A 25,674-nucleotide genomic window follows, 5' to 3' on the forward strand; every position below is an offset into this window, starting at 1 on the left:
ATAAATATGCGAAAAGACATTTTAACACGTATTATTGGTGGATTTTTGATCGGTATAGTGATGGGACAAATTGTTCAATTTTTTGTATCAATGGGCATAGGGCAAGGAAAATATGTTTGGGTGGTGCCAGAATTTCGTGCTTACTTTACAGATGAAATAAGTGCAATAATTACTCAAATTCTATTAACGGGTGTTATTGGCATTACCTTTGCTCTTGCTGCACTTATTTTTGAAATGGCTAGCTGGGGAATGTTGAAGCAATATTTCGTCCACTTTTTCATAACGGCAATGATTTGGATACCGATTGTAACGCTACTATGGATGCCAAAAACGATGGCTAATATTTTTTCTCTCGTAGCCAGCTTTCTCGGAACTTATATTGTGACATGGGTTTTACAATATCGATTTTCACAACGTGACATAGAAAAAATTAATGCGATTCTTATCAAGCGAGGTGAAGAGCATGATGATTAACATAAGAGATTTAACAAAGCTTTATAAAGAGCGCGTAGTCGTTAATCATTTAAATTTACAAATCCATCAAGGGGAACTTTTTGCTCTTTTAGGACAAAATGGCGCTGGCAAAACAACCACTATCAAAATGTTGTGTGGGCTCCTTTCACCTACAGAGGGGGATGCCACAATAGATGGAAAAAGCATTGTGCAAAATACACAGGCTATAAAAAAGGTTATTAATATTTCTCCCCAAGAAACGGCCGTTGCACCTAATTTAACGGTATATGAAAATCTATTATTATTCAGTCAGATTTATGGCTACGAAAAGGAACAAGCACAACAACAAGTATATGACAAAATGGCCTTATTCGGACTGACACCACGTCAACATGATAAGGCTAAGACACTATCAGGCGGCTACCAGCGTCGTTTAAGTGTAGCAATGGCCCTCATGTCAAACCCAAAAGTATTGTTCCTCGATGAACCGACTTTAGGGATGGACATACGGGCAAGGAATGATGTATGGAACATATTGAAGCACTTAAAAGGACATGTCACGATTATTTTGACCTCCCATTATTTAGAAGAAATAGAGGCTTTGGCTGATCGTGTAGGAATTATGCACAATGGGCAAATATGTGCACTAGGCACGATCCAACAATTGATCAGTGAAACAGGCAAGCATTCTTTAGAAGAGGTATTCTTGGAAAAAACAGAGGAGGCGTTATTGTGAGGGTAGCAGCGTTTGCAACAAGGAATCATAAAGAGATTGTCCGCGATCCAATCACTTTATTATTTGGTATAGGCTTACCAATCCTTTTATTAGGCTTGTTTTCTGTTATGCAAAAAAATATGCCGTTTGCTTTATATGAAATGAATAATCTGACACCAGGCGTCATTGTATTTAGTTTTTCTTTTCTCACACTGTTTTCAGGAATGTTACTAGGAAAAGATAAAAGCTCATCCTTTTTAATGAGGATTTTTGTTTCTCCTTTGTCTGCTGCTGATTACATTTTAGGGTATATGATACCTTTGCTACCAATAGCCCTGCTACAAATTTTTGTTTGTTTAGCTACCGCCATGTTTTTAGGGTTGCCATTTAATAAGTCTATCCTCTTTATGATCCTTATACTTTTAATAATCTCACCACTCTATATTAGTTGTGGATTATTATTTGGGACATTATTTACAGATAAGCAGGTAGGAGGGATATTTGCCATCTTTGTTAATGTGACAACATGGTTAAGTGGAACATGGTTCGAATTAGATATGATTGGTGGAACATTTCAAAAGATTGCGCAGCTTTTACCTTTCATGCACGCAGTCAATGCAGCTAGGGCTATCTTACATGCAGAGTATGCTAACATGTTTTATTCACTTATTGTTGTCATTGGTTATACAGTCATTATGACAACTCTCGCCATCTTTATGTTTAAGCAGAAAATGCAAGACGGCTCAAAATAAGAAAAAGGCAGCTCCGACGTTGGGCTGCCTTTTTTATTAATCATGATTTAATGTCGCAGCGATTTCAGGTTGCTGCTCTACTTGGCGTAGCATATTAAAGGAAGCAATTGCTACTTCTACTTGATCGTCCTTCGGTTCACGAGTTGTTAGTAATTGGAGCCATAAGCCAGGGTAGCCAAGGAAGCGTAACACTGGAATATTACGGCAGGCATTTGTCGCTTGTAAGACTTCAAATGAGATCCCCAGAACAACAGGGATTAATAGAATACGATCTAAAATACGAAGCCACAGTGGATCTGTAGGTACAAAGAAATATAAAAACATACCGACGAACACGGTGAATAATATGAAGCTACTGCCGCAACGATAGTGTAGGCGTGATTGAGCTTGAACATTTTTTACGGTAATGTCTAATCCAGCTTCATAGCAGTTTATCACCTTATGCTCTGCACCATGGTACTGAAATACTCGTTTAATGAGGGGCGTTAACGAGATAAAATATAAATAGGCTAGCAGTAATAATAATTTAATACCACTTTCCAGTAAAATCTGTCCCGTTTTGCCTTCAATCCATTTTGAGAAAAAATCAGCTATAAAAACAGGAATTAATGTAAAGGCAAATTTTCCAAATAAAAAAGAAAGAATACCTACTACAGCAACGCCCAGTATCATTTGAAGTTTAGAGCCTTCTTCTTTATGATCTTCCTCTTCACCAGGTGTCACATCATAGCGATCCCCAGCAAATTGCATGTGACGAGAACCTAAGCCAGCGGATTCTATCAGCGCCACAACGCCTCGTACAAATGGGATTTTTTTAAGCTTTTGTAATAAAGGTTTTTGTACTTTTTTGAAATGATAATAATCAATGGAATCATCGTTACGACGAATGGCTGTAACAGTATGTTCCTTTCCTCCGAACATCACACCCTCTAATTGTGCTTGTCCCCCGTATACAGGTGAATTGCTCAAGGCTAACACCACTCTCTTTATATATTTCAACTGTACCATTGTACTAAATTTAGTGAAAAACCTCTACCGTTACGCATAGTAAATTTTCTATATGGCTACACTAATCGTACATTTTAGGAAATAATTAGTGTGCATAAAGGAGAGGTATAGGGTGAAAGTAGCGACAATTACAGCACTTGTCAATGCGCTTGTTTTAGCGCTGTGCTTAAAGGGTTTACATTATTTCCATCTCATTAAATGGCATCCGATTGGGTTTTATAAAAAATGGAATTGGTTTGAAGAAAGCTCCAAATTATTTCAATGGACCTTTTTTATTTTTCTACTATTTATTATCGGCTTATTTTTATACATGACTATGCGCTATGTATATATTATCCCAGCTGTCTTTTCTTCCCTTTTATTAGGTCTCTTGGTGACCATCTCATTGGAATGGATTGCTTTGGATTTACCATTACAGCTTACGTCTTTCAAAAAACTGTCGATTCCCTTTATGGTGACCGTTATTTGTTTATTACGTTTCTTGCTTGAAACCGCCAATTTCCATCAGAAGGAACATACAGCACAAAAACAAAGTTGAAGGTACAAAATATCCCCTTCCTTTAAGGGGATATTTATGGCACCACTAGTTGAAATTAGTTGCTGAATGCACGGTGTATGATAAAATAAATGGCAAGTACATAGAAAGAGGCGAATAGAAGCGTGAAGTTATTATGTTTGAATGGACCGAACTTAAATCGACTTGGTAAACGAGAGCCACATATTTATGGACATGAAACATTGGATGATGTTCGAGAAAATGTTCAAAATCTTGCGGCTTCTTTAGGTGCTACAGTTGAATTTCGTCAATCCAATCATGAAGGGGTACTAGTAGATTGGGTGCATGAAGCAGAGGACGAAAAATATGATGGTATTATCTTTAATCCTGGTGCATATACCCATACAAGTATCGCATTGCATGATGCGATAGCAGGTATTTCTGTGCCAGTTATCGAAGTACATATTTCCAATATCCACAAACGTGAGGCTTTCCGACATCATTCCTATCTTGCTCCGGCCTGCCTTGGTCAAATTTGTGGACTAGGTACGAAAGGCTATGAACTGGCACTACGTACATTTATCGAGAGGGAGAATTGATTATGTTGAAATTACAAAAGCTACGTAAAGCACTTCAAGAACAAAGCATCGATGGTATTTTAATTACGAATGGGTACAACCGTCGCTATATGACAGGTTTTACAGGGACAGCAGGCGTAGCAATTGTGTCTCAAAATGATGCTGTATTTATTACAGATTTCCGTTATACAGAGCAGGCTGCTGCACAAATTCAGGACTTCCGTATTGTCAAGCATGAAGCCACAATTTTTGAAGAAATTGCTACTCAAGTAAATAATATGGGTATCAAATTATTGGGCTTTGAGAAAGATACTGTAAGCTATGGCACCTATGAACTGTATAAATCGAAGATTCAAGCAGATTTAGTGCCGATTTCTGGGCTAATTGAAAAAATTCGCTTGATTAAGACGGAACAAGAGATTAATATTATTAAGGCTGCGTGTGAAATTGCAGATCACGCATTTACACATATTTTAGGCTTCATCAAGCCTGGTAAAACCGAGCTTGAAGTTTCGAATGAATTAGAGTTTTTCATGCGTAAACAAGGAGCAACTCAGTCTTCGTTTGACACGATGGTTGCGTCTGGTCTTCGTTCAGCATTACCACACGGCGTTGCAACGAATAAAGTGATTGAAAAAGGCGACTTTGTTACATTAGACTTTGGTGCGCTTTATAATGGCTATATTTCGGATATCACACGTACTGTGGCTGTGGGAGAACCATCTGAAAAATTGGTAGATATGTACAATGCAGTCCTTGCTTCTCAACTGTTAGCACTTGAAAAAGTGGGTCCTGGATTAACAGGCATTCAAGCGGACGCGATTGCACGTGACTACTTAAAAGAAAAAGGATATGGCGAAGCATTTGGTCATTCTTTAGGACACGGTATTGGTCTTGAAGTACATGAAGGCCCTGGCTTATCGATGCGTTCTGATACAGTGCTAGAGCCAGGTATGGCCGTGACGATTGAACCAGGTGTTTACTTACCTGGAATCGGTGGTGTCCGTATCGAGGATGATATTTTAATCACAGAAACGGGTAATGAACTACTAACACATTCGTCAAAAGAACTCATTATTTTATAAACTTTGGAGGAACACAAATGATCTCAGTAAACGATTTCCGTACAGGTCTAACAATTATTGTTGATGGCCAATTATACCGCGTGTTAGATTTCCAACACGTGAAACCAGGTAAAGGTGCTGCATTCGTACGTTCTAAATTACGTAACCTACGTAACGGCTCAGTGAATGAAAAAACATTCCGCGCTGGTGAAAAAGTTGAAAAGGCACAAATCGATAATCGTAAGATGCAATATTTATATGCACAAGGTGATGAGCATGTATTTATGGACTTGGAATCATATGAGCAAACTGAACTAGCTTCATCTGCTATTGAGTATGAATTAAAATTCCTAAAAGAAAACATGGAAGTGCATATTCAATCTTACCAAGGTGAAATGTTAGGTGTTGAATTACCAAACACTGTTCAATTAGAGGTAACAGAAACAGAACCAGGAATCAAAGGTGATACAGCTTCTGGCGGTACAAAACCTGCTACTCTTGAAACAGGTCTAATCGTACAAGTACCATTCTTCGTTAACCAAGGTGACGTTTTAATCATTAACACGGATGAAGGTTCTTACGTTTCACGTGCATAATGATCAGCCTACTCTTTTCATTAAAGAGTAGGTTTTTATTTTTTTCTTATACATATACTGTCAAATCGTTCATTTAATGTGATAATAGATAGAAGCACTATTTAATTTTTATTGAGGTACTATCAAGTTTCTATCATCAGATAGATGGTCATTACTGGTAGAATTGTTTACAATCAGAGTAAGGAGTGAAAGGTATGCTACAAACAACATTTGATATGCGATATCCAATTATACAAGCACCAATGGCAGGCGTGACATCACCTAAATTTGTGGCGGCTTGTGCTGAGGCAGGCCTATTAGGTTCAATTGGTGCAGGTTACTTAGATGGTGAGCAAACAAAGCAGTTTATTCAAGAAGTGAAGAAATTAACGACAAAGCCCTTTGCGGTCAATTTATTTGTGCAAGAAGAACCCAAAATTGATGTCGAGGTTTTACAACAAGCCAGAATGGCACTGCAACCTTTTTACGATGAATTAGGATTATCCCCTGTACAGAGCGTAACATCAAAGGAAGTTTTTGCAGGACAGGTTCAAGCTGTGATTGAAGAAAAGGTAGCAGTTTGTTCATTTACTTTTGGGCTGCCATCTCCAGCTGTTCTTAAACAATTAAAAGATCATGGCGTCTATACAATTGGTACTGCTACCACATTAGAGGAAGCCATACTGGTGGAGCAAGCAGGAATGGATGCGGTTGTATTACAAGGGGGAGAGGCAGGCGGTCATCGAGGCTCATTTACTGACCCTCTGCAATTAATTCCATTGCATGACTTACTACAACAAGTAGTGGGAAAAGTTGAGATTCCGATTATAGCTGCGGGAGGCCTTGTAACCAAAGAGGATATTCAAAAGGCACTTGAAAGTGGGGCACAGGCAGTTCAAATTGGGACGGCTTTACTAGTGGCAGATGAATGCGAAATTTCGCCACTCTATAAAAATGCTGTATTGGCATCAAAAGAACAACAAACGACGATTACGCTTGCCTTTACTGGTAAACCAGCAAGAGGTTTAGCAAATGATTTCACGAAACGTATGGAGGATGCGACAGTAGCACCCTATCCACTACAAAATTATCTAACGACGACCATTCGTAAGGAAAGTGCTGAGCAAGGTAATGCAGAATATTTATCCATGTGGATGGGTGAAAATAGTCACCTCATACAGCAAACGGATACGGTGAAAAACATTGTGAGCAAACTATTATAATTTTTTATCGTAGAAGATCTCTATACATCTGTATAGAGGTCTTTTTTTTTGAAGAGCGACATATATTGCTGTACACGAGGGGGCGTAGGAATGGAATTACAAGACGTATTAAGAGTTGCTGGAGTGGGACTAGTCGTTGCGCTTCTTCATGTTTTCTTTGATCAAACAGGGAAGAAGGAGTTTTCATTTTTCCTCTTTTTCATTGCTTACTTATATATGACAGCAGAATTACTTCGCTTTTTACGTCTATTCTTTAATGAGATTTTAACCTTCTTCCAATGGCTTACCTCATCCGGGTAATGTGAATGGAAATTGTCATCGTCGCTGTTGTCATGCTGCTTTTATTATTGCTGATAAAAGAAGTTATACAGCCACTCCATGCGCTAATCAGTGTGATGTTTTCTTTTTTGCTTTTTGGCATGTTGTTCTCGACGCTTTTATTGCCTTTCGCCAAACAATTGTTAGAAACACTTGCGTTTTTACCTTATGCGAAGGCTATTTTAATCAGTGCAAGTATGTTCTATGTCGGGCAGTGGGTGGCATTGCTTTTGGCAGAGCATAATTATAAAGTGCTCGGGAACATCGTTTTTGCTGCGGTGAAAATTGTGATTTTGCTGTATTGGTTTAAAGAATTTCTGGCTGTTCTACAGGAGGTGTCGGCCATTTTAAAAAGGCTAAACTAAGGAGCGAAGCCATTGCAGGAGCAAATATTATCGTTTTTAATCGACCCATTCTTTCTCTTGCTCAAGATGACGCTCATGCTTTGCAGCTACGTCATCATCATTTTGATTGTGAACATGCTATTACCAGAGTTTGAAAAAGGGACAAGGATACTTTTTTTTCTTATCGTTTTAGCAACAATCGGTCCTGTTGTTGTCAACTCCTTTACATTAATTGATGAAATTGCACAAGGACTAGCCCATCTATTTACGGCATTTTATCCAATTCTTACATCAAGCTTTTTATTATCCAGTAGTATTACAGCGATTGCTTCCTGGCAGCCTTTTTTACTGTTTTTTGTACAAGTCCTCACCATTATCAGTAGTAAGTGGCTTATTCCTGGCGTGCTTTTGGCCATTGTCTTTGATGTATGCAGTGTAATCGTTAAGGAAATATCCTTTACTCGAATAGCTGAATTGATTCGCTTTACAATTATGAGCATCGTGTCGGCCTCAGTTATTTGCTATGTCTTACTGATGACCGCAAGCGGTGTAGCAGCATTTAGTGTCAATGCGGCTGTAGCGGAGCCCGTCAAAAAATTAATTGAAGAAAATATTCCAGTTGTAGGTTCTTTTATTGTGGATAGTTTTTCGATGTTTCAGCATATGACTCAATTTACATCTTCTCTTACAAGTATTAGCGCCTTTATCGCTGTCATTACAGTGTCTTTTATCCCAACCGTGCAGCTTGTAGTTAGTGCCTATTCTTTGAAAATGCTCGCGGCTATTTTAGAACCCATTGCCTTTGATGATATTTGTAGACTACTAGATCAAGTTAGCAAATCGCTATTTACTTTATGTGCTGTATCATTTTTAATTGCTTTTTCATTTATGTTTTCTTGTTTTTTCCTCATTGTGTTCGTACAAGTCATGGCAGGGGGGAGATAGATTGATTCTTTTATTGGCATTGCTGTTTGTCTGTCAGATTTTTGTGTTTCTAACGGATGATAAGGAAATAATTTCACTGACAAAGTTGGTCATCACGTTAGTATTTTTGCAATTGCTATTAAAGATTCCATTTATCAATTCATAGGAAGAAACAAGCGTACATACACTTGAAAAAGAGAAGATGAAAGGAGGCAATGTACAAGTGATGTGGAAAAGACACGAAAAAAAACAACGTCATTGATGGTTTTAATTTTGATAGCTGCCTCCGTGGGAATTTTCATCATTTTACCTATGTATCAAACGAATTCGACAAGCGACAAAGGTTCACCGCTCACGAATGAAGAAAAACTTGAGCAAACCCTGAAGGCAATGGAAGGTGTAGGGAAGGTTAAAGTCTACTTTTATTATGGAGAGATGACAGATGATCAGGATACCAATAAACTATTCAGCCAATATTTTCGAGGGACTGAACAAGGCGCGAAAAACGTGACAGGAATGCTCGTTGTTTCAGAGGGTGCTTCCGATATCTTTGTGAAAAATGAAATTCGTGCTGTCGTCAGTCAAGTGATGCAATTACCGATTCATCGAATTATTATCGTTCCAATGGAAAATAAGGAGGAAAAGTAAATGCGCGTACGTAGAAGAACAGTTTGGTTTATGACATTATTAAGTTTAGTAGCAGTTATTTCAGTGTATTATTTGGTAGATCCAGCCAAGCAATTCAATGGTCTTACTATTTTTACAGATGATACACTGCAACAAACAGCTGTCACAGGTGTTACAGATCAGGAAGCAACAAATGATATAACACAAGAAGTATCTTCACCAAGTCACTTATTTGAAGAAATGCGTATGCAGGTTAGTGATGAGAGAAGTCAGCTTCGTGAACAGTTAACACAAAAGATTGCCTCAGAAGAATATTCTGCCGAAGAAAAAAATGAGGCATATAATGAAATGGATGGCCTTATTAAACGTGAATCAGCGGAAGCTATGCTTGAGATGCTCGTAAAATCATTAGGTTACTCTGATGCGTTTGTTCGTGCTGAGGGAGAAAAAGTGTCGGTGACCGTGATGGCTGAGGAATTGTCAAAAGCTCAAGCAAACGAAATTATTTACCTGGTAAAAACAGAGATGGAAGGCGCAAATGATGTGCAAGTCAAGTTCAGTGCAAATAATTATTAAAAAATAAAGAAAAAAACAAATTTTTAGTTAATTCGCAAAGGGTTGTTATATATCAGCTTCATGAAAAGGCTTTCGCTTAGTAAAGGAAAGCCTTTTATTTTGTTCATATTTACTTAATTTTCATTTAACTATTTCAAATTGATACGAAAAAATATAGAATAGTTATTGTAGTAGATTTTAATTCATAAGGAGAGTTAGAAATGTTCAAAATTCAAGAAATTCGTGAAATTATCAAATTAGTGGATTCTTCTTCAATTGACGAGTTTGTGTATGAAGTAGATGGCGCAAAAGTAAAACTTAAAAAGAATAATGTTGTTGTTACAGAAACTGTAGCACCTAAAAAAGAAGTAGTAGCCCCTGTTGTACAACAATCTGCACCAGCAGAAGCTCCAGCAGTAACACCTGCACCAGCGAAAGAAGAAGCGCCAGCACCAGCTGCAGCGGCACCATCAGTTAACGACCCATCGTTACATAAAATTGTATCTCCAATGGTCGGTACTTTCTATCAAGCACCAAACCCAGATTCTCCTGCATACGTAAAAGTGGGTGACAAAGTAGGGGACGAAACAATCGTATGTATCGTAGAAGCAATGAAATTATTCAACGAAATCGAAGCAGAAGTGCAAGGGGAAATCGTTGAAATTCTAGTTAAAGATGGCGACTTAGTAGAGTACGGCCAACCATTATTCCTTGTAAAAGCTGAGTAAGGAGTGCAAAACAAATGAAAAAAGTTTTAATTGCAAACCGCGGCGAAATCGCTGTGCGTATCATTCGTGCTTGTAAAGAGTTAGGCATTCAATCGGTTGCTGTGTACTCTGAAGCAGATGCTGACGCATTACATGTGAAGTTAGCAGACGAAGCTTATTGCATCGGACCGAAGCTATCAAAAGATTCTTATCTTAGCTTCCCAGCGCTACTTAGTGTAGCTGAAAAGACAGGTGCTGATGGCATCCACCCAGGATATGGCTTCGTATCAGAAAACGCTGATTTTGCGGAAGCTTGTGAAAACGCTGGCATTAAATTTATCGGTCCATCATCTGATTCTATTAAAATTATGGGCATCAAGGACGTTGCACGTACAACAATGGAAGCAGCAGGCGTTCCACTTGTTCCAGGTACTGGTATTGTACCAGATATCGAAACTGGTAAAGAATGGGCTGCTAAAATTGGTTACCCTGTCATCATCAAAGCAACTGCTGGTGGTGGCGGTAAAGGAATCCGTGTAGCACGTACAGAAGAAGATCTTGTAAAAGGTATTGAAATTACGCAAAAAGAGGCTGCGGCAGCATTCGGTAACCCTGGCGTATATTTAGAGAAATTTATCGAGTACTTCCGTCACTGTGAAATCCAAGTTTTAGCAGATGGCTACGGTAACGTGGTGCATTTAGGCGAACGTGACTGTACGGTTCAACGTCGTATGCAGAAGTTAGTAGAGGAAGCACCATCTCCAGCTCTATCTTCTGAGCGTCGTGCTGAAATGGGTGCAGCTGCAGTAAAAGCGGCACAAGCATGTAACTATGAAGGTGCTGGCACAATCGAGTTTATCTATGACTATCAAGAGGACAAGTTCTACTTCATGGAAATGAACACTCGTATTCAGGTTGAGCACCCAGTAACAGAAATGATTTCTGGTGTAGATCTTGTACAACAACAATTAAAAATTGCATCTGGTGAGAAGCTTCCATTCACACAAGATGATATAAAATTAAATGGTTGGGCGATTGAATGCCGTATTAACGCAGAAAATGCCTATAAAAACTTCATGCCTTCAGCAGGAACTGTTGATACGTATATAACACCAGGTGGTTATGGTGTACGTATTGATTCTGCTGTCTATGCGGGCTATACAATCCCACCATATTACGATTCAATGGTAGCAAAACTAATTGTTCATGCGGATACACGTGAAGAAGCGATTGCAAAAATGAATCGTGCCTTAAGTGAATTCGAAGTATCTGGTCCTGGAATTAATACAACCATTCCATTCCACCAAGCATTGATGAACAATGACGTCTTCAAATCAGCACAATTCAATACGAAGTTCCTAGAAGAGAATGATGTATTGGGTGTAGCAGAAAAAGTGAAGTAAGCGTATAGGGAATAAAACTTGGAATAAAACAAATCGGGATATCCGAAATTTTTTACCTCTAACTAAATTTATTTAGGTTGGAGGTTTTTTTATGTCCAAAAATAAGCAAAGAACAGGAATATTTGATTTGGTGATTATAGTCCTATTGAGCTGAAAAGAATAAATTCTGAGAATGAGAGTGACGAGCCACTTATTATAGCGACATCCATTGTGGTAGATGTTAATTCTGTTCGATTAAAGGGGAATCGTATTAGCGCCTGTTCAGCTTTAATGATTGTCAGGTATTTGGAATCGGACAATTAGGGACTAGGATTATAGTTTTAATCGCATGTGAAAATATGAATATTGAATATGCAGACGAGATTTCTTTAGAAACATTATTTGGTTTTATTGCTTCATTAGGGAATGTTAAAGATATTACAAAGCAAAGTAAACTACGTGTTGTAAAGGCAATATTAAATCGCATGTTTGACAATATGGATAGAAAAACGATTTTGGAAGGATGTAAAAATAAAAGTAGATGAAAGAATCAAGCCCTCTGCAAATGAAAATAATTTAGCTATTCTATTGTCTACTTTTGATATGAGCAACTTCATTCAATTTCGTGATGCAGTAGCAGTTTTAACAATTTATAAATGTGGTTTGAGAGTAAATAAGTTAGTGCAATTAGAGGAAAAGCACATTGCTTTTGATAATTAGTTACTAATTATTGAGGGGGACATTATGAAGGAGAGGGAGGCATTAAAACTTCCTATTGACGATGAATTAGAACGCTTTTTAAAGCGATTGATTGCACAAAACAATAAAATTTGAAGTCATTATAGAAAACGCAATATATATATTTTTATTAATAAATTTGGTGAATCACTTATCACAGAAAAATCAACTTGCACCATATCAAAAAGGCTATCTAACTATGCAAACAGTTACAGTAATTTTTATCAAGTACCGAAGTCATTCCAAAAGATGATGGTTATGACTAAAGATGTTTACAATGATGTAGTAGTGACTATAGAGCAACTACCTTTTTAAAAATTAACTAATGTAGATATTTGCACTAGATAGCAATCACTTAAATGGTAGCTGAGTTTTATGTGTTGACTATCAAGTAATAAACAAACTTATTCAATGCAATTGTGAAGAAATAGAAAGTAATATCACATAGAAAAATCAAAGCAATGGTTTATGAAGTTAAGTTATGACTTTGAACACAAAGTACATTCCAACTAGGACAGCTAGCGTAATAAAAGGTTTGAAAACCCACTGTGGGGCTTTAACAACTTTCAAAATCAAACCTATAGCAACACCTGCTACAAGCATGATTATTAGAATAAGAGCTAATTGAATTGCCATGCTACTTACAACTGAGTTATCTATAAATAAATTCACTTTCTACTTCCTCCTTCTTTACTTGTAATTGTAAATGAAGTAGTAAGTGATAGCATAGATGTATTTTTGACATTAGTAGAATAAGTATAGAACGTCTAAAAACTGAAATGTTTATTCCATGCCTGACATATTCATATTTCCATGATAATCAGGTAAAGACCAACAGAGGGGATAAAGCTTATATTGACCTTATTAGACAGGCAAAGGAATCAGATAACGAGAATCCAATCCTAACTACGAGCCAATGGACAACATTCCGTAAGCACACTTCAAAGAGTGTCGTGACGATGTAGAAAAGCTTATTTTGATTCAAAGGCTATTATCTATGATTTCCTACTGAGGTTGGAAAATAACAAAATAATCGCTTCAAAAAGCTGAATAATAGTAGGCAGAACTAGTCCAAATTAAACAGAGAAAGCCGAACGATGAAGGAACATTTCACAATTGTTTCTTCGATAGTTCGGCTTTTTGACTGGCCAAAATACTTTTGTCCCAGCCTCTTTATTTATTGCTCACTTTCTTTTTTCTTTTCAATTAAAAAGCTCATAGGACCATTTGAATTTAACAATCTCATTTTCTCAGCCATTTCTACTGGTGGTGGTGAGCAACCCTCTTTGACCCAATCATAAATCATTCCTGCATAGGCAGAAGCGATGTAGTTGGCAAGGATGGATTCGGTCAATATTTCTTTATTAATTAGTTCAATTCCTTCATAAAAGGAGAGATAGTAAGCTTGGATAAAATCTTTTAATATGAAATAAAAATGAGAATCTTTGAATAGTAATGTTTGATACAAGAATTGATTATCATAAATATAATGAAAAATATGGTTACTTAAATAAAGCTGTGCCTCAGCAATACTATGATGTTTATCAAAAAAACGATATAGATTACCTAAAAGAGGTTCTAAAGCATGTTGATAAGTTTTTTGCAAAAGTGCATCCTTAGATGGGAAATGGCGATAAAATGTGGAACGATTAATGTTAGCCTGTATGCAAATTTCACTGATTGTGATATTGTCAAATGTTTGATGTTCCATACAAGCTAATAAAGCATATTCCATTTTACGCTCCATTTTATGATTGGCAGTTGTATACATATATCATCTCTTTTCTATAGAATTCCAACATATTTTCCTTATGTGTTGCAATTTGAAGGGAGGTGGTTTTTTAGTTTTCAATATAATTCATTATAATATAGGCAGAACCATCAAAGCCAATTGAAGAAGGAGTTTGAGTAAGATGAATAAACAATTAACACAATATAGCCCAGTAACAGTGATTGGGGCTGGCGTTATCGGTATTTCATGGACAGCATTATTTTTGGCCAATGGAATGGAAGTGCGTGTCAATGATATTAGTGACACATTAGAGGAAGATATACACCATGGTTTGAATACCATTAAGCCAGCATTGCAAGCATTAGGTTATAATGTAGACAATTTAACAGCAAATTTAATCATTGAAAAAGACTTAGAAAAAGCATTAAAAGGTGTCAAAGTTGTACAAGAAAATGGACCTGAAAATCCAGCATTTAAACAAGATTTATACCAAAAACTCGAACAACTAGTGGACAAGGACACATTGCTATTTTCTTCTTCATCAGGTATTCCAGCAACGGTTATTGCTGAACGCATGGTAACACCAGAACGTGTATGTATTGGCCATCCATTTAACCCGCCACATCTGATTCCACTTGTGGAGATTTCTGCTGGTGAAAAAACATCACAAGTAACAATTGACAAAGCATTTGAATTTTATAATATTTTAGGAAAAACACCTGTAGAAATAAAAAAAGAAGTGCCAGGCTTTGTAGCAAACCGTCTACAATCAGCCTTATTTAAGGAATGTATTCACCTTGTATTAGAGGGCGTTGTTGATGCCAAAGAATTAGATACTATTGTCCAACAATCCATCGGTATACGTTGGGCAATTGGTGGGCCTTTCTTATCCTTCCATTTAGGTGGTGGACAAGGTGGCTTTGAGCACTTTATGGCACATCTTGGACGCAATATGCAACAAAGCTGGGCAAACTTAGGACAGCCTGAACTAAACGATGCCAATGTCGCTAAATTAATTGCCAATGTGCAAACGTCATATGGGGAGCAAACAATCGACCAATTAGCAGAAGCTCGTGACCGTAGCCAAATTACTTTATTGACTGCTTTAAGGGAAAAGTAATCATTCATTGCAAAAGAGGCTGGGGCATAACGAAATAATCGCTTCAAAAAGCCGAATGATAGTAGGCATAACTAGTTCAAATGAAAAAGAGAAAGCCGAACGATGAAGAACATTTCACAATTGTTTCTTCAATAGTTCGGCTTTTTGACTGGTTAAAATACTTTTGTCCCAGCCTCTTTCTATTTTACACCATGTATAATAATAGCAAAGGAGAGATTGTTTGTGGAAGAAAAATAGGATATTGGGATATTGCAAGAAAATATATATGAGTTTGCAGATGCAACTAATAAAGAGGATTTTATTATAAATATCCATGTTAGATAGTTTTCATGGCAGGGAGGGATTCTGAAAGTATATATGCTCTGATTGATGATGAATCCTTCTACGAATGCTTAACTAGAAGAACCCCTGAAGAACAATTAGAAGAATTATCAAAATCAACAGGTGTTCTAAACTCCATTCATGTTAGTTTTCAAAGAGCAATTTAATGATTGTGTTCGTGAAGAAAAGATGATTCATTCAATTTTAGAAGAACGTGGAGAGAGAGTTTCGTCTAATAGAGAATTTTTAATACAGAAATTAACGAGGCAATTACAGTAATTCAACAGGTGAAGAAGAACTATGATGTGATAGTTAGTTATAACTATATGAAGAAAAGGATCATTGTTGGTATGATGATAAACCTATTATTGCCTTGCCCCTTAATTCCGATATTTTGGAAATTAGTGTTGAGAATACTAATCTATCTGATACTCCAACACCCCATAAAAAAGAAATTGAAGCGATATGACAGTAGCTTTATATGGTAACATATCTTCCAAATTTATATGTTACCTATATCAACCTAAACAAACGTTGATTTAACAACATTCATGATAGTTAGGTTGTGGCTTCACCAGCAATAATCTAAACGCTTTTGCATCATATGACTGTGGAACAAACTTCAAAGTAGACCAATGATATACAATTAAACATTTGAAATTTTTCCCTAAAACAACCATTCCATTCCACCAAGCATTGATGAACAATGACGTCTTCAAATCAGCACAATTCAATACGAAGTTCCTAGAAGAGAATGATGTATTCGGTGTAGCAGAAAAAGTGAAGTAAGCGTTCGCAATTTTAAACCTCCTAGCTATTATTAGTTAGGAGGTTTTTTTTATGTCTAAGCGCAAATAGATAGAGGACCTACTTACAGGTAGGAAGATCCATCTATAGAAGAAAGATTGACCGTTATAGAAGCTTAAACCGTTACCAATAGAAGTGTGGTGAAAAAGATGATAAAAGTTCTATTTTATAGATAGAAGATCGTTATCTGGTGTTAACATACCATTCTTTGTTGAATAGTCTCCTATGTCTCTGTAAAGCACAGCTGTCTTTATCGCATGGCCCTCTTTCACAAAGACAAGAAGGCAAATATCTTCCCGTACATCTAATCCACTAATACTACCTTTAAATTGTATGTCCATTGTTTCTTCAATCGCATCTTTCGTTGTATAAGGTCCGAAAATTTGCGCTTTTTCCCAGTCAAAATCCGTTAATTTATTTAGTGAAACTACTGTTGTGCCGCTATTTGCTTTTTCCATTATATTTTTCGCAAGCAATGTGTCTTCATTAGCTCTATTCCCCAAAAATAAAAAGAGCATTGTCAACATGAGGACAACCCCACCGATACCAAACAACCATTTTTGTAACATGCTCTACCTCTACTTTATCTCAAATTGATTCTATATTATAGAAAGAATACTATATAATAGAAGAAAGAAATAGTCATCCCCCTTAAAAGGAGTGAAACAATGGATGCCTATATACAATAAGCTAGTGAGGGATAAAATTTTAGAAGTAATTGAAGCGAAGGGTTTATCCTATCATGCACGTATTTTAGAGCCTAGTGAACTAATAAAGGCAATAAAGGCTAAAATGATAGAAGAGGCTACAGAATTTTACGAAGCCCAGCATAAAGAAGATAGTGTTGAAGAGCTCGCAGATATACTGGAGCTCATTCATATGGCTATCGGTGTGCTAGGTGTACGCTTTGAGGAGCTAGAAGTGACGCGTGAACACAAGAGAAAAGCTCGTGGGGGATTTGAAAAGGGAATTTATTTAATCGATGTAGTGGATTAGTAAAGTCGGTTTTAATTTAAAACGGCTTTCGACAGCCAAACCTTCCTTTTTATAGTATAATAAATGTAAGTACAGCACTTGTTTGTGATGTGTAAGGGAAAGGATGATATTTGTATGGCAGAGAAAGTAGGACAATCTTTCGTACAACCAACACCTTCTGGGAAAGAAGAGCTTGGAAAAATTGAGGTAGCGGCAGAGGTGATCGAAGTTGTGGCTGGGATTGCTGTTAATGAAGTAGAAGGCATTGCTGCAACTCGTGGGAATATTGCGACGGGTGTCGTGGAACGTTTCGGTAAAAAAGTACACAATAAAGGCATTAAATCAGGTGTAACGGAAACTGGTGAAATTGCGATTGATGTATTTTGCTCTGTGAAATATGGATATGCCATTCCTAAGGTAGCAAAAGAAGTTCAAACGCAAATCCGTCAGGCTATTTTTAATATGACGGCACTAGAAACAGCAGAAGTAAATGTGCATATTACAGGTATTCACTTTGAAAAAGAAGAAACAGTAGTGCATGAATAAAAAAGAAAAGGATTGCCCGATGATGATTTATTCATCAAAGGGCAATCCTTTTTAAATGGATTTCTCTAGGATTCATGTGGATGTGTATCGTTATTTTTATAATTCTATATGCTTTGGCTTTCTCCAGAATAACGCAAGTATGACGCCAAGCACCAATACGATTGTAGCAAAGTAGTATGGATAGTTCAGATTGATATCGAACAATACACCACCTAGGATAGGGCCAAAAATATTACCAAGACTTGTAAACATAGAGTTCATGCCACCAACAAATCCTTGTTCATTGCCAGCAATTTTCGATAAATACGAAGTAACGGCAGGTCGAATTAAATCGAAGCCTACGAAAATAAAGAATGTAACGAATAAGATGGCAAAATAATGACTCACAATCGTCATGGCAAATGTTAATACTGCTGAAAGGATTAGTGAGTAACGAATAACATTAATCTCACCCATTTTCTTTGTCAGCCAATCAAATAGTATTAATTGAGCTAGTGCGCCTACAATACCACTTCCTGTAATAATAATGGCAATGTCCGATGGTGTAAACGCAAATTTGTGATCGACGAATAAGCTAAACAATGATTCGAATGCAGCGAGGCCAAATGATAGCACGAAAATAAGAATGAATGGTATGAAGTAGAGTGGACTAAACACACGCTTGACACTACCTAACATGGATTGTGCTACTTCTTCATTGTCTGTAGCACGTGTTGGCTCTTTTAAAAATAGCAATGACAGGATAGCTGCAAACAGACCAAGTACCCCAGCTGCATAAAATGGGACACGTGTACCAATTTCAGCCAAAAATCCACCGATCCCAGGGCCGATAATAAAACCTGTGCTAATGGCTGCACTCATATAGCCAAGTGCCTTAGGACGCTGTGCCAATGTCGTAATATCAGCTATATAGGCGGTTACGGCTGGCATAATGAAAGCTGCACTCACGCCACCTAACATACGAGAGACAAAAAGAATTTCAACAGAACGACCAAACCCAAATAAAAACTCAGAAAGTCCAAAAATAAAAAGACCTGCAACAATCATAACTTTGCGGCCAATATTATCAACAAGCTTACCTGCAATTGGTGATGCAATTAGTTGTGTAATGGCAAAGGCTGCCACCATATAACCAACAACAGAGCCTGAAATATGTAGCTCATTCATGATGGTTGGTAAAACAGGGATAACTAAACCAATCCCTAAAAAGGCAATGAAAAGATTAGATAATAAAATAGCTAAGGTTATATTTTGCTTCTTGCTCATAAACTTCTCCTTCTAATGGTTCGCGATACATGTTTTCAATCTACTAGAATATTTCCATGTAATACGATAAACCCTATAGTAACTATAGGGTCAAAAGATTTGTTTTTATTTTTTAAAATTTTTCTTAGTTTGGGAGTTCAGGTAGAGAGTTATACGAATGCGCCACTACTTTTTCGGAGAAATTTTGTGTCACTTGTTTTTGCCTAATCTTTAATTCTACTATAAATTTCTTTTCTTGCTCCATAGTGAGCGTTGCTGGCATATATAGCTCATACACTTGCGACTCAAATAGTTCCTGCTGAGCCAATACATGATTTCTCAATTTTTCATAGTATGAAAAATAAGTATCAGGGTCGTAAATAAAGGCAATGCATACATATTTACCGCCAGGAATAATAGTTTGTTGTATGTTTGGTGAAAGCTGCGAAAATGTGCGCTCCGTTAATAGGGGAGTGAAAATAGCATCATAAATGATGTCATTGACATCTTTATAAGGCTCTAGTGGATAAATACAGCCATAACGACTGTTTAAGACACTGCCTTCCTTTTCGATGATTTTAATTAAAGTGGCATAGTATGTACTGGTGCTCGATGTCGGTGTTAATGCAGTAGTGGTTACTTGAAGAATGGGCATTGCTTCCTCTATCTGCACATAAATTTCACCGAAGACTGGGATATCAATTTGCTCTTGTAATTGCTTTTTTGTTTTCAGTAAAGTATTTTTTGCTTCGTTTAAACGTGAAATTTTTTCATTGATGCGTAGCTCCTGCTGAGCTAAAAAATCAAGCAATTCCTCAGAGGTTAATCTAAGTGCTTTTTTTATATCATCGAGCGTCACGCCGATATATTTAAGGGACTTTATAATGTCTAAATAGAATAGCTGATTGCCTTTATAATACCGATAATTGGTGAAGGTATCGATATAAGCAGGCTTAAATAAATCAATTTGATCATAATAACGTAATGTCTGAACCGATAAGTTTGAAAGTTTGGCAACCTCACCTATCGTATAATAATGTTCCTTCATAAATGGCCTCCACTAATAAAAGCTAAAAAAGTTTTGAATGGCATCAAAACGAATTTTATGCTTGCATCCACCCAGTAAAATAGGTGAGATGTACGTTCCTTCATTTGTTGATATTTTTTTCACCTTCAACCATTTTAAATGTTTTTTGCAGCTAGAACATATAGCTTCATGTTGCATTGTGACACCTCTAAAGTTTTTTCTTTATTATACCATTCCGAACAGGAAACATTTATTTTTGAATACCACTATTCGATGAGAAGTGGGCTTAAACAAAAAGTTCCTTGAAAAAGGTTCAGATTATTGAAAACTTGCTTGAAATCGTGTTTCTCATGTGATTTTATGCTATTATAAACCTTAATGCCACTTAAGAAGGAGAGCTTTACATGAAACGACATGAAGCACGCGAAAAAGCGTTGCAAGTTTTGTTTCAGCTAGACAATACGGATCTAACAGTTGAAGAAGCAATGGGCCATATTAAAGGTCAACCTACCAATGCCTTCTACGAAAAGATCGTGAATGGAACAGCTGAACATTTGGAGGAAATCGATGCTACATTAGAACAGCATCTTGAAAAGTGGTCACTTGCCCGTCTACCCAAAATTGAAAGAACGGTTTTACGTTTAGCTGTATATGAATTGTTATACATGCCAGAAACACCAAAAAGAGTAGTACTAAACGAAGCAATCGAGTTATGTAAAACATTTGGCGATGATAGTTCATCTAAATTCGTCAATGGTGTACTTTCTAAATTTACAGAACAAGAATAATGTGTTGAATTGGAAGGAGTAACGAAGGTTTATGTCAAGTGCAATTATTAATGGTAAAGAGATTGGTCAAGAAATTCGTAATGCTGTAGCAGAGCGTGTCATTCGTTTAAAAGAGCGAGGGCTAACACCTGGTTTAGCGGTTGTATTAGTTGGAGACAACCAGGCATCAGCTACATATGTGAGAAATAAACAAAAATCTTGTGAAGCGATTGGTATGTTTTCAGAACTCATTAAATTACCAGAAGAGACAACGCAAGAGGAATTACTAGCGCAAATTGAGCTTTTAAATCAACGTGAGGATATTCATGGTATTTTAGTTCAATTACCACTCCCAAAACATATTGATGAGGATACAGTCATTGCAACGATTGCTGTCGAGAAGGACGTCGATGGATTCTCACCTGTAAGCGTTGGGAAAATGATGCTTGGCCAAGATACATTTTTACCTTGTACACCGTTTGGCGTGATGAAGCTTCTTGAGTATTCAGGAATTGAAATCGCAGGAAAGCATGCTGTAATCGTAGGTCGTAGTCATATCGTTGGTAAACCAATGGGACAACTACTTTTACAAAAGGATGCTACGGTAACCTATACACACTCTAAAACGCCAGATTTACCTTCATTTACAAAACAAGCAGATATTTTAATTGCTGCAGTTGGACGTGCAAACTTTATTACGAAAGAGCACGTGAAAGAAGGGGCTGTTGTTATTGATGTAGGCATTAATCGCGATGACAACAATAAATTATGCGGTGACGTAAACTTTGCAGAAGTAGATGGAATTGCGTCTCATATTACGCCTGTACCAGGTGGTGTAGGACCCATGACCATCACGATGTTACTATTCAACACAGTGCAAGCAGCTGAAAATACGCTTGCAAAATAAAAGACCTTTTGAAAAAAGTCATCTCAACATTGTTTGAGGTGACTTTTTTGTTGTGTAAAATCAGAACTTTTCTTCGATTATGTCGTCTAATGTAACGTTTGGGACATACATACTGAGGAGGAGGTTTTTATGGAAAATATCGATATTGTGTTAATTGTCAAGCATATCATTATTGGACTTGTCCAAGGCTTTACAGAGCCAATTCCTGTATCGTCGAGTGGACATGTAATGATTGCTAGCGAAATGCTGGGACTAGGTGAACAAGGTTTTACTTTTGCTATCTTAACAAATACAGCTTCGTTACTTGCTATTATGTATATTTATCGTGAGGATATTGTTCGTCTGATCAGTCATTTTTTTCTTTACTTAAAAACTGGAGAAAAGCGGTATAACGCGGATTTTCGCTTTGCTCTCTATATTATCATCGGTTCAATTCCTGCTGGCGTTTTAGGGGTGTTATTAAGTGATGTCATTGCAGATAACGTAAGTATGACGACGATTGCGCTCATGCTATTTGTGACAGGGACTGCATTATGGCTAATTCGTAATATGCGTGGCAAGAAGAACGATGCGGATTTACGTGCTAAAGATGCCATCATTGTAGGGCTGGGGCAAGCAGTTGCTTTAACGCCAGGTATTAGCCGTTCAGGAGCCACGATTATTTCCGCCATAGCAGTAGGAATGAAGCAGGATACAGCCTTACGTTTTTCCTTTATGCTTTATATTCCTGTAAGTTTAGGTGGGGTAGTCCTTGGCATTACAGATTTTTTAGACGAGCCGAGTAAAGGTGCATTAGCTCTTCCATATGCCGCCACTTTCTTGGCAACTCTCATTATGACTTATTTTGCGATGCGTTGGTTTATGGGCATTATGAAAAGTGGTAAACTTAGCTACTTTACGTATTATTGTTTTATTGTAGGAACTCTTTTATTACTATTCTATTAAAATATAAAGTCTCATAACGTATGAAGTTATGGGGCTTTATTTGTTATTTGTCATAATATACGGTTTCTAATAGTGAGAACGTGTAGGAATGTGTTATAGTTGTTTTTCAATAGAAGAAAGACAGTCATTTTTTCTACCGAAACTGCATTTTGGCACGTCAACGACTGCAAAAAATGTTATGATAGGTGTAGTTTTGTGAAAAACTTGATTTTAGTAAAGGAGCCGAAAACATGTCCTCTGCTTCTTATTTAACAGTAAAAGCGTTAACAAAATATATTAAACGAAAATTCGATGCAGATCCACATTTGCGTGAAGTGTATGTAAAAGGTGAGTTATCGAATGTGAAAATTCATCAATCCGGCCATATTTACTTTACATTAAAGGATGATGGTGCCCGAATAGCTGCGACGATGTTTAAAACAGCGGCTACCAAATTAGCGTTTGAACCAAAGGAAGGTATGCAAGTATTTATCCGAGGGGATGTAAACGTTTACGAAGGCTATGGAACCTATCAGCTATATGTACAAGAAATGCAACCGGATGGCATTGGTAGCTTATTTGTTGCCTTCAATCAATTAAAAGAGCAATTACAAAAAGAAGGCCTTTTTAAACCTGAGTGGAAACAACCGATACCAAAATTTCCTGAAAAAATTGGTGTACTCACGTCAACAACTGGTGCAGCTATACGGGATATTTGTACAACCTTAAAGAGGCGTTATCCACTTGCTGAAATTTTGATTTATCCAACACTTGTGCAAGGAGCTCAGGCTGCACCGAATATTGTGCAAAATATTCAACGTGCTAATCAAGAGGCAAGCTGTGATGTGTTGATTGTCGGGCGAGGAGGAGGCTCCATCGAGGATTTATGGGCTTTTAATGAAGAAATTGTGGCAAGAGCTATTTTTGAAAGCCGAATCCCTATTATAAGTGCGGTTGGCCATGAAACAGATACAACGATCGCCGATTATGTAGCCGATTTACGTGCACCTACTCCAACAGCTGCTGCAGAGATGGCTGTGCCAGATCAAGCGGATCTCTACCAACGTGTGCTTACGCAGAAATCACAGCTTCATCAAATGGTTAGGTCGCAACTTATGGCAGAGCGACAACGTCTAAATAAGCTCCAGCAGTCTTATCCATTGTCCATGCCGGAAAGACTTTATCGACCTTTTACAGAAAGATTGGCACAGCTTGAGTCAGGGTTGCAGGCAGCAATGCAAGTGAGCTTGATGAAAAAAGCTGCCCAACTTCAACAATTACATAGTACGGTGGAGCAACATTCACCCAAAAAGGCACTTGCTTTTCATCAGAGAGAGCTTGAAGCGCGCGTTCAACAATTATCACGTGCTACAACGTATTATGTGGCAAAACAGCAACAACAATTTGAGTCAACCGTTAGAACATTAGAAGCTTTAAATCCACTGTCCATTCTAACAAGAGGATTTACAGTAGCATATAAAGATCAGCAAATGATCAAATCATCCACTGAGGTGCAAAAGCAAGATCAACTGACACTGACCTTCCATGATGGAAAGGTTGTGGCTAAAGTGACGAATATCTTGCCAAAGAATGAGGGGGAATTGTTGTGACTGAAAAACAACAAACATTTGCAGAAGCCATGACGGCATTAGAAGAAATCGTTCGCCAGTTAGAACAGGGTGATGTGCCATTGGAAAATGCGATTGATTTATACAAGCAAGGAATGGAGCTATCAAAGTTTTGCCATAGTAAGCTGCAACATGCTGAGGAGCAGCTTGTATCAATTGTCCAAGAGACTGGTGAAACAACAGCATTTGATCCACTAAAGGGAGAGAATTAGGAAATGAATGAGCCATTAAAGTACTTTATTGAAAGCAATACACCACAAATTGAAGAGACGATGTTTGCACTTGTTGAACAAATTGATGCACCCGCAGATTTAAAGGAATCCATGCTTTATTCATTAAAGGCAGGGGGGAAACGAATTCGTCCTCTTTTTGTGTTAGCGGTACTAGAGCTTTACCGCGAAAATCTTCAGGACGGTTTGATTGTCGGTTCGGTCATTGAAATCATTCACACGTATTCTTTAATTCATGATGATCTACCAAGCATGGATAATGATGATTTCAGAAGAGGCAAGCCAACAAATCATAAAGTTTATGGAGAAGCGCTGGCTACGCTTGCTGGAGATGCATTAAACACACTGGCATTTGGCATTTTAGCACGTATGGATATCTCTGCTGAAAAGCGTATTGAACTTGTCCAATTGCTAAGCGTTGCAGCAGGTGCAGAAGGCATGGTTGGTGGTCAAGTACTAGATATGGAAGGGGAGCAACGTCAGCTTAATTTAGCTGAATTGGAACAAGTCCATGTCAATAAAACAGGTGCTTTATTGCGTTTTAGTATTGAAGCGGGAGCCGTACTTGCAGATGTATCAGCACAAGACCGTGCTACATTGAAACAATATGCGCATCATATTGGTTTAGCTTTCCAAATTCAAGACGATATTTTAGATATTGAGGGAACGACTGAAGAACTAGGAAAAACAGCTGGAAAAGATGTCGCTAGTGATAAAAGCACTTATCCAGCCCTCTTAACCCTAGAGGGAGCAAAAGAAAAGCTTGCTGAGCATTATCAACATGCCATTAACGCACTCGATCAATTACCAATAGATGTCAGCCTATTACGTGACTTTGCTGCTTATATAGTTCATCGTAAAAACTAAGAGAAAATCAAGGCGTTGAAGGAAAAGAATATGCTAGAATAGGTGGGAACGTTTGCAATATGTAAACAATGAAGTGCTCGTACTTTTAGCATATTGATAACACTGCTATAATGGTGGAA

General features: G+C 37.4%; 33 protein-coding genes. 27 read left to right on the plus strand and 6 right to left on the minus strand.

Annotated features, from left to right (window positions below; genetic code table 11):
• Positions 1–6 precede the first annotated feature (6 nt).
• From EW028_RS22200 to EW028_RS22210, 3 genes are read left to right on the plus strand one after another with little or no spacing between them, the layout of a single operon-like run.
• Positions 7–474 (plus strand): DUF3021 domain-containing protein, encoded by a 468-nt coding sequence (locus tag EW028_RS22200; RefSeq protein ID WP_131522442.1) that lies wholly within the window; start codon positions 7–9, stop codon positions 472–474.
• Positions 464–1,189: an ABC transporter ATP-binding protein gene (locus EW028_RS22205; RefSeq protein WP_131522443.1), complete on the plus strand. Its 726-nt coding sequence runs from the start codon at positions 464–466 to the stop codon at positions 1,187–1,189. The genes EW028_RS22200 and EW028_RS22205 overlap by 11 nt, the downstream gene beginning before the upstream one ends.
• A complete protein-coding gene (locus EW028_RS22210; RefSeq protein WP_131522444.1) occupies positions 1,186–1,920 on the plus strand; it encodes an ABC transporter permease in 735 nt (244 codons plus the stop codon). Before EW028_RS22205 ends, EW028_RS22210 begins: the two co-directional genes overlap by 4 nt.
• Before the next feature lie 36 nt (positions 1,921–1,956).
• Here EW028_RS22210 and EW028_RS22215 read toward each other — a convergent pair whose 3' ends face one another.
• A complete protein-coding gene (locus tag EW028_RS22215) occupies positions 1,957–2,928 on the minus strand; it encodes a DUF1385 domain-containing protein (RefSeq protein WP_048392285.1) in 972 nt (323 codons plus the stop codon).
• A 112-nt stretch (positions 2,929–3,040) separates the two neighbouring features.
• Between EW028_RS22215 and EW028_RS22220 the strand changes: the two genes are divergently transcribed.
• From EW028_RS22220 to EW028_RS22280, 14 genes are all read left to right on the plus strand, one after another.
• Complete coding sequence (locus EW028_RS22220) at positions 3,041–3,466, plus strand: hypothetical protein (RefSeq protein WP_048392286.1); 426 nt, start codon at positions 3,041–3,043, stop codon at positions 3,464–3,466.
• Between the two features lie 122 nt (positions 3,467–3,588).
• Positions 3,589–4,023 carry a type II 3-dehydroquinate dehydratase gene (aroQ, locus tag EW028_RS22225; protein WP_004231111.1) on the plus strand — a complete coding sequence of 145 codons (435 nt, stop codon included), beginning with the start codon at positions 3,589–3,591 and terminating at the stop codon, positions 4,021–4,023.
• 2 nt (positions 4,024–4,025) lie between these two features.
• The gene (locus EW028_RS22230; RefSeq protein WP_131522445.1) at positions 4,026–5,087 is read left to right on the plus strand and encodes a M24 family metallopeptidase; all 1,062 of its coding nucleotides are present in this window, start codon (positions 4,026–4,028) and stop codon (positions 5,085–5,087) included.
• Between the two features lie 17 nt (positions 5,088–5,104).
• Positions 5,105–5,662 (plus strand): elongation factor P, encoded by a 558-nt coding sequence (gene efp / locus EW028_RS22235; protein ID WP_004231115.1) that lies wholly within the window; start codon positions 5,105–5,107, stop codon positions 5,660–5,662.
• A gap of 194 nt (positions 5,663–5,856) precedes the next feature.
• The gene (locus EW028_RS22240) at positions 5,857–6,864 is read left to right on the plus strand and encodes an NAD(P)H-dependent flavin oxidoreductase (RefSeq protein WP_131522446.1); all 1,008 of its coding nucleotides are present in this window, start codon (positions 5,857–5,859) and stop codon (positions 6,862–6,864) included.
• Between the two features lie 90 nt (positions 6,865–6,954).
• Positions 6,955–7,164 (plus strand): hypothetical protein, encoded by a 210-nt coding sequence (locus tag EW028_RS22245; RefSeq protein WP_012295089.1) that lies wholly within the window; start codon positions 6,955–6,957, stop codon positions 7,162–7,164.
• A 5-nt stretch (positions 7,165–7,169) separates the two neighbouring features.
• Complete coding sequence (locus EW028_RS22250) at positions 7,170–7,547, plus strand: hypothetical protein (protein ID WP_016994741.1); 378 nt, start codon at positions 7,170–7,172, stop codon at positions 7,545–7,547.
• A 12-nt stretch (positions 7,548–7,559) separates the two neighbouring features.
• On the plus strand, positions 7,560–8,471 hold the full coding sequence (locus EW028_RS22255; protein WP_004231121.1) for a stage III sporulation protein AE: 912 nt from the start codon (positions 7,560–7,562) through the stop codon (positions 8,469–8,471).
• Between the two features lies 1 nt (position 8,472).
• Positions 8,473–8,616, plus strand: coding sequence for a hypothetical protein (locus EW028_RS25410; protein WP_004231124.1), 144 nt, complete (start codon positions 8,473–8,475; stop codon positions 8,614–8,616).
• Between the two features lie 62 nt (positions 8,617–8,678).
• Complete coding sequence (locus tag EW028_RS22260) at positions 8,679–9,098, plus strand: hypothetical protein (protein WP_131522447.1); 420 nt, start codon at positions 8,679–8,681, stop codon at positions 9,096–9,098.
• Positions 9,099–9,653: a SpoIIIAH-like family protein gene (locus EW028_RS22265; RefSeq protein ID WP_004231131.1), complete on the plus strand. Its 555-nt coding sequence runs from the start codon at positions 9,099–9,101 to the stop codon at positions 9,651–9,653.
• 200 nt (positions 9,654–9,853) lie between these two features.
• Complete coding sequence (accB, locus tag EW028_RS22270; protein ID WP_004231133.1) at positions 9,854–10,360, plus strand: acetyl-CoA carboxylase biotin carboxyl carrier protein; 507 nt, start codon at positions 9,854–9,856, stop codon at positions 10,358–10,360.
• 14 nt (positions 10,361–10,374) lie between these two features.
• On the plus strand, positions 10,375–11,742 hold the full coding sequence (gene accC, locus EW028_RS22275; protein WP_004231135.1) for an acetyl-CoA carboxylase biotin carboxylase subunit: 1,368 nt from the start codon (positions 10,375–10,377) through the stop codon (positions 11,740–11,742).
• A gap of 338 nt (positions 11,743–12,080) precedes the next feature.
• Positions 12,081–12,266, plus strand: coding sequence for a hypothetical protein (locus EW028_RS22280; RefSeq protein ID WP_131522448.1), 186 nt, complete (start codon positions 12,081–12,083; stop codon positions 12,264–12,266).
• Positions 12,267–12,933: 667 nt separating this feature from the next.
• Here EW028_RS22280 and EW028_RS22285 read toward each other — a convergent pair.
• Together EW028_RS22285 and EW028_RS22290 are read right to left on the minus strand one after the other, a co-directional pair.
• Positions 12,934–13,131 carry a hypothetical protein gene (locus EW028_RS22285; RefSeq protein ID WP_131522449.1) on the minus strand — a complete coding sequence of 66 codons (198 nt, stop codon included), beginning with the start codon at positions 13,129–13,131 and terminating at the stop codon, positions 12,934–12,936.
• 505 nt (positions 13,132–13,636) lie between these two features.
• Positions 13,637–14,206, minus strand: coding sequence for a TetR/AcrR family transcriptional regulator (locus EW028_RS22290; protein ID WP_193767446.1), 570 nt, complete (start codon positions 14,204–14,206; stop codon positions 13,637–13,639).
• 166 nt (positions 14,207–14,372) lie between these two features.
• On the opposite strand from EW028_RS22290, the gene EW028_RS22295 reads away from it, so the two are divergent.
• Both EW028_RS22295 and EW028_RS25945 read left to right on the plus strand, forming a co-directional pair.
• Positions 14,373–15,311, plus strand: a complete 939-nt coding sequence (locus tag EW028_RS22295; RefSeq protein ID WP_131522451.1) for a 3-hydroxyacyl-CoA dehydrogenase NAD-binding domain-containing protein — start codon at positions 14,373–14,375, stop codon at positions 15,309–15,311.
• A 975-nt stretch (positions 15,312–16,286) separates the two neighbouring features.
• On the plus strand, positions 16,287–16,421 hold the full coding sequence (locus EW028_RS25945) for a hypothetical protein (protein ID WP_255501764.1): 135 nt from the start codon (positions 16,287–16,289) through the stop codon (positions 16,419–16,421).
• Between the two features lie 179 nt (positions 16,422–16,600).
• Here the strand turns inward: EW028_RS25945 and EW028_RS22300 are convergent, their stop codons facing one another.
• Entirely contained in the window at positions 16,601–17,008 is a 408-nt protein-coding gene (locus EW028_RS22300) for a hypothetical protein (protein WP_131522452.1), read from the minus strand.
• A 103-nt stretch (positions 17,009–17,111) separates the two neighbouring features.
• On the opposite strand from EW028_RS22300, the gene EW028_RS22305 reads away from it, so the two are divergent.
• Together EW028_RS22305 and EW028_RS22310 are read left to right on the plus strand one after the other, a co-directional pair.
• A complete protein-coding gene (locus tag EW028_RS22305; protein ID WP_131522453.1) occupies positions 17,112–17,435 on the plus strand; it encodes a nucleoside triphosphate pyrophosphohydrolase in 324 nt (107 codons plus the stop codon).
• 114 nt (positions 17,436–17,549) lie between these two features.
• Positions 17,550–17,960 (plus strand): Asp23/Gls24 family envelope stress response protein, encoded by a 411-nt coding sequence (locus EW028_RS22310; RefSeq protein WP_004231142.1) that lies wholly within the window; start codon positions 17,550–17,552, stop codon positions 17,958–17,960.
• 96 nt (positions 17,961–18,056) lie between these two features.
• On the opposite strand, the gene EW028_RS22315 is transcribed toward EW028_RS22310, so the two are convergent.
• Positions 18,057–19,226, minus strand: coding sequence for an MFS transporter (locus EW028_RS22315; RefSeq protein WP_048392291.1), 1,170 nt, complete (start codon positions 19,224–19,226; stop codon positions 18,057–18,059).
• 124 nt (positions 19,227–19,350) lie between these two features.
• Positions 19,351–20,253 carry a MerR family transcriptional regulator gene (locus EW028_RS22320; RefSeq protein WP_131522454.1) on the minus strand — a complete coding sequence of 301 codons (903 nt, stop codon included), beginning with the start codon at positions 20,251–20,253 and terminating at the stop codon, positions 19,351–19,353.
• Positions 20,254–20,636: 383 nt separating this feature from the next.
• Between EW028_RS22320 and nusB the strand changes: the two genes are divergently transcribed.
• The 6 genes from nusB to EW028_RS22355 all read left to right on the plus strand — a co-directional run bounded on the left by nusB (position 20,637) and on the right by EW028_RS22355 (position 25,555).
• Complete coding sequence (gene nusB / locus EW028_RS22330; RefSeq protein ID WP_004231146.1) at positions 20,637–21,020, plus strand: transcription antitermination factor NusB; 384 nt, start codon at positions 20,637–20,639, stop codon at positions 21,018–21,020.
• A gap of 31 nt (positions 21,021–21,051) precedes the next feature.
• A complete protein-coding gene (folD, locus tag EW028_RS22335; protein WP_131522455.1) occupies positions 21,052–21,906 on the plus strand; it encodes a bifunctional methylenetetrahydrofolate dehydrogenase/methenyltetrahydrofolate cyclohydrolase FolD in 855 nt (284 codons plus the stop codon).
• Positions 21,907–22,035: 129 nt separating this feature from the next.
• Positions 22,036–22,851: an undecaprenyl-diphosphate phosphatase gene (locus EW028_RS22340; protein WP_131522456.1), complete on the plus strand. Its 816-nt coding sequence runs from the start codon at positions 22,036–22,038 to the stop codon at positions 22,849–22,851.
• 230 nt (positions 22,852–23,081) lie between these two features.
• Entirely contained in the window at positions 23,082–24,440 is a 1,359-nt protein-coding gene (gene xseA / locus EW028_RS22345) for an exodeoxyribonuclease VII large subunit (RefSeq protein WP_131522457.1), read from the plus strand.
• Positions 24,437–24,670: an exodeoxyribonuclease VII small subunit gene (gene xseB, locus EW028_RS22350; RefSeq protein ID WP_008179899.1), complete on the plus strand. Its 234-nt coding sequence runs from the start codon at positions 24,437–24,439 to the stop codon at positions 24,668–24,670. The genes xseA and xseB overlap by 4 nt, the downstream gene beginning before the upstream one ends.
• Positions 24,671–24,673: 3 nt before the next feature.
• Positions 24,674–25,555, plus strand: a complete 882-nt coding sequence (locus EW028_RS22355) for a polyprenyl synthetase family protein (protein ID WP_131522458.1) — start codon at positions 24,674–24,676, stop codon at positions 25,553–25,555.
• Positions 25,556–25,674 lie beyond the last annotated feature (119 nt).

The sequence above is a fragment of the Lysinibacillus sp. OL1 genome, assembly GCF_004332175.1.
Lineage (GTDB): Bacteria > Bacillota > Bacilli > Bacillales_A > Planococcaceae > Lysinibacillus > Lysinibacillus capsici.

What these genes read in the sequence shown, in the direction of transcription:
- EW028_RS22320 (WP_131522454.1), bottom strand. Translation starts at nt 20,253, where the DNA reads ATGAAGGAACATTATTATACGATAGGTGAGGTTGCCAAACTTTCAAAC.
- nusB (WP_004231146.1), top strand. Translation starts at nt 20,637, where the DNA reads ATGAAACGACATGAAGCACGCGAAAAAGCGTTGCAAGTTTTGTTTCAG.
- EW028_RS22315 (WP_048392291.1), bottom strand. Translation starts at nt 19,226, where the DNA reads ATGAGCAAGAAGCAAAATATAACCTTAGCTATTTTATTATCTAATCTT.
- EW028_RS22310 (WP_004231142.1), top strand. Translation starts at nt 17,550, where the DNA reads ATGGCAGAGAAAGTAGGACAATCTTTCGTACAACCAACACCTTCTGGG.
- xseA (WP_131522457.1), top strand. Translation starts at nt 23,082, where the DNA reads ATGTCCTCTGCTTCTTATTTAACAGTAAAAGCGTTAACAAAATATATT.
- EW028_RS22305 (WP_131522453.1), top strand. Translation starts at nt 17,112, where the DNA reads ATGCCTATATACAATAAGCTAGTGAGGGATAAAATTTTAGAAGTAATT.
- EW028_RS22215 (WP_048392285.1), bottom strand. Translation starts at nt 2,928, where the DNA reads ATGGTACAGTTGAAATATATAAAGAGAGTGGTGTTAGCCTTGAGCAAT.
- EW028_RS22290 (WP_193767446.1), bottom strand. Translation starts at nt 14,206, where the DNA reads ATGGAGCGTAAAATGGAATATGCTTTATTAGCTTGTATGGAACATCAA.
- EW028_RS22355 (WP_131522458.1), top strand. Translation starts at nt 24,674, where the DNA reads ATGAATGAGCCATTAAAGTACTTTATTGAAAGCAATACACCACAAATT.
- EW028_RS22245 (WP_012295089.1), top strand. Translation starts at nt 6,955, where the DNA reads ATGGAATTACAAGACGTATTAAGAGTTGCTGGAGTGGGACTAGTCGTT.
- accC (WP_004231135.1), top strand. Translation starts at nt 10,375, where the DNA reads ATGAAAAAAGTTTTAATTGCAAACCGCGGCGAAATCGCTGTGCGTATC.
- EW028_RS22280 (WP_131522448.1), top strand. Translation starts at nt 12,081, where the DNA reads ATGAATATTGAATATGCAGACGAGATTTCTTTAGAAACATTATTTGGT.
- EW028_RS22295 (WP_131522451.1), top strand. Translation starts at nt 14,373, where the DNA reads ATGAATAAACAATTAACACAATATAGCCCAGTAACAGTGATTGGGGCT.
- efp (WP_004231115.1), top strand. Translation starts at nt 5,105, where the DNA reads ATGATCTCAGTAAACGATTTCCGTACAGGTCTAACAATTATTGTTGAT.
- folD (WP_131522455.1), top strand. Translation starts at nt 21,052, where the DNA reads ATGTCAAGTGCAATTATTAATGGTAAAGAGATTGGTCAAGAAATTCGT.
- EW028_RS22340 (WP_131522456.1), top strand. Translation starts at nt 22,036, where the DNA reads ATGGAAAATATCGATATTGTGTTAATTGTCAAGCATATCATTATTGGA.
- EW028_RS22240 (WP_131522446.1), top strand. Translation starts at nt 5,857, where the DNA reads ATGCTACAAACAACATTTGATATGCGATATCCAATTATACAAGCACCA.
- EW028_RS22265 (WP_004231131.1), top strand. Translation starts at nt 9,099, where the DNA reads ATGCGCGTACGTAGAAGAACAGTTTGGTTTATGACATTATTAAGTTTA.
- accB (WP_004231133.1), top strand. Translation starts at nt 9,854, where the DNA reads ATGTTCAAAATTCAAGAAATTCGTGAAATTATCAAATTAGTGGATTCT.
- EW028_RS22300 (WP_131522452.1), bottom strand. Translation starts at nt 17,008, where the DNA reads ATGTTACAAAAATGGTTGTTTGGTATCGGTGGGGTTGTCCTCATGTTG.
- EW028_RS22230 (WP_131522445.1), top strand. Translation starts at nt 4,026, where the DNA reads ATGTTGAAATTACAAAAGCTACGTAAAGCACTTCAAGAACAAAGCATC.
- EW028_RS22250 (WP_016994741.1), top strand. Translation starts at nt 7,170, where the DNA reads ATGGAAATTGTCATCGTCGCTGTTGTCATGCTGCTTTTATTATTGCTG.
- EW028_RS22200 (WP_131522442.1), top strand. Translation starts at nt 7, where the DNA reads ATGCGAAAAGACATTTTAACACGTATTATTGGTGGATTTTTGATCGGT.
- EW028_RS22205 (WP_131522443.1), top strand. Translation starts at nt 464, where the DNA reads ATGATGATTAACATAAGAGATTTAACAAAGCTTTATAAAGAGCGCGTA.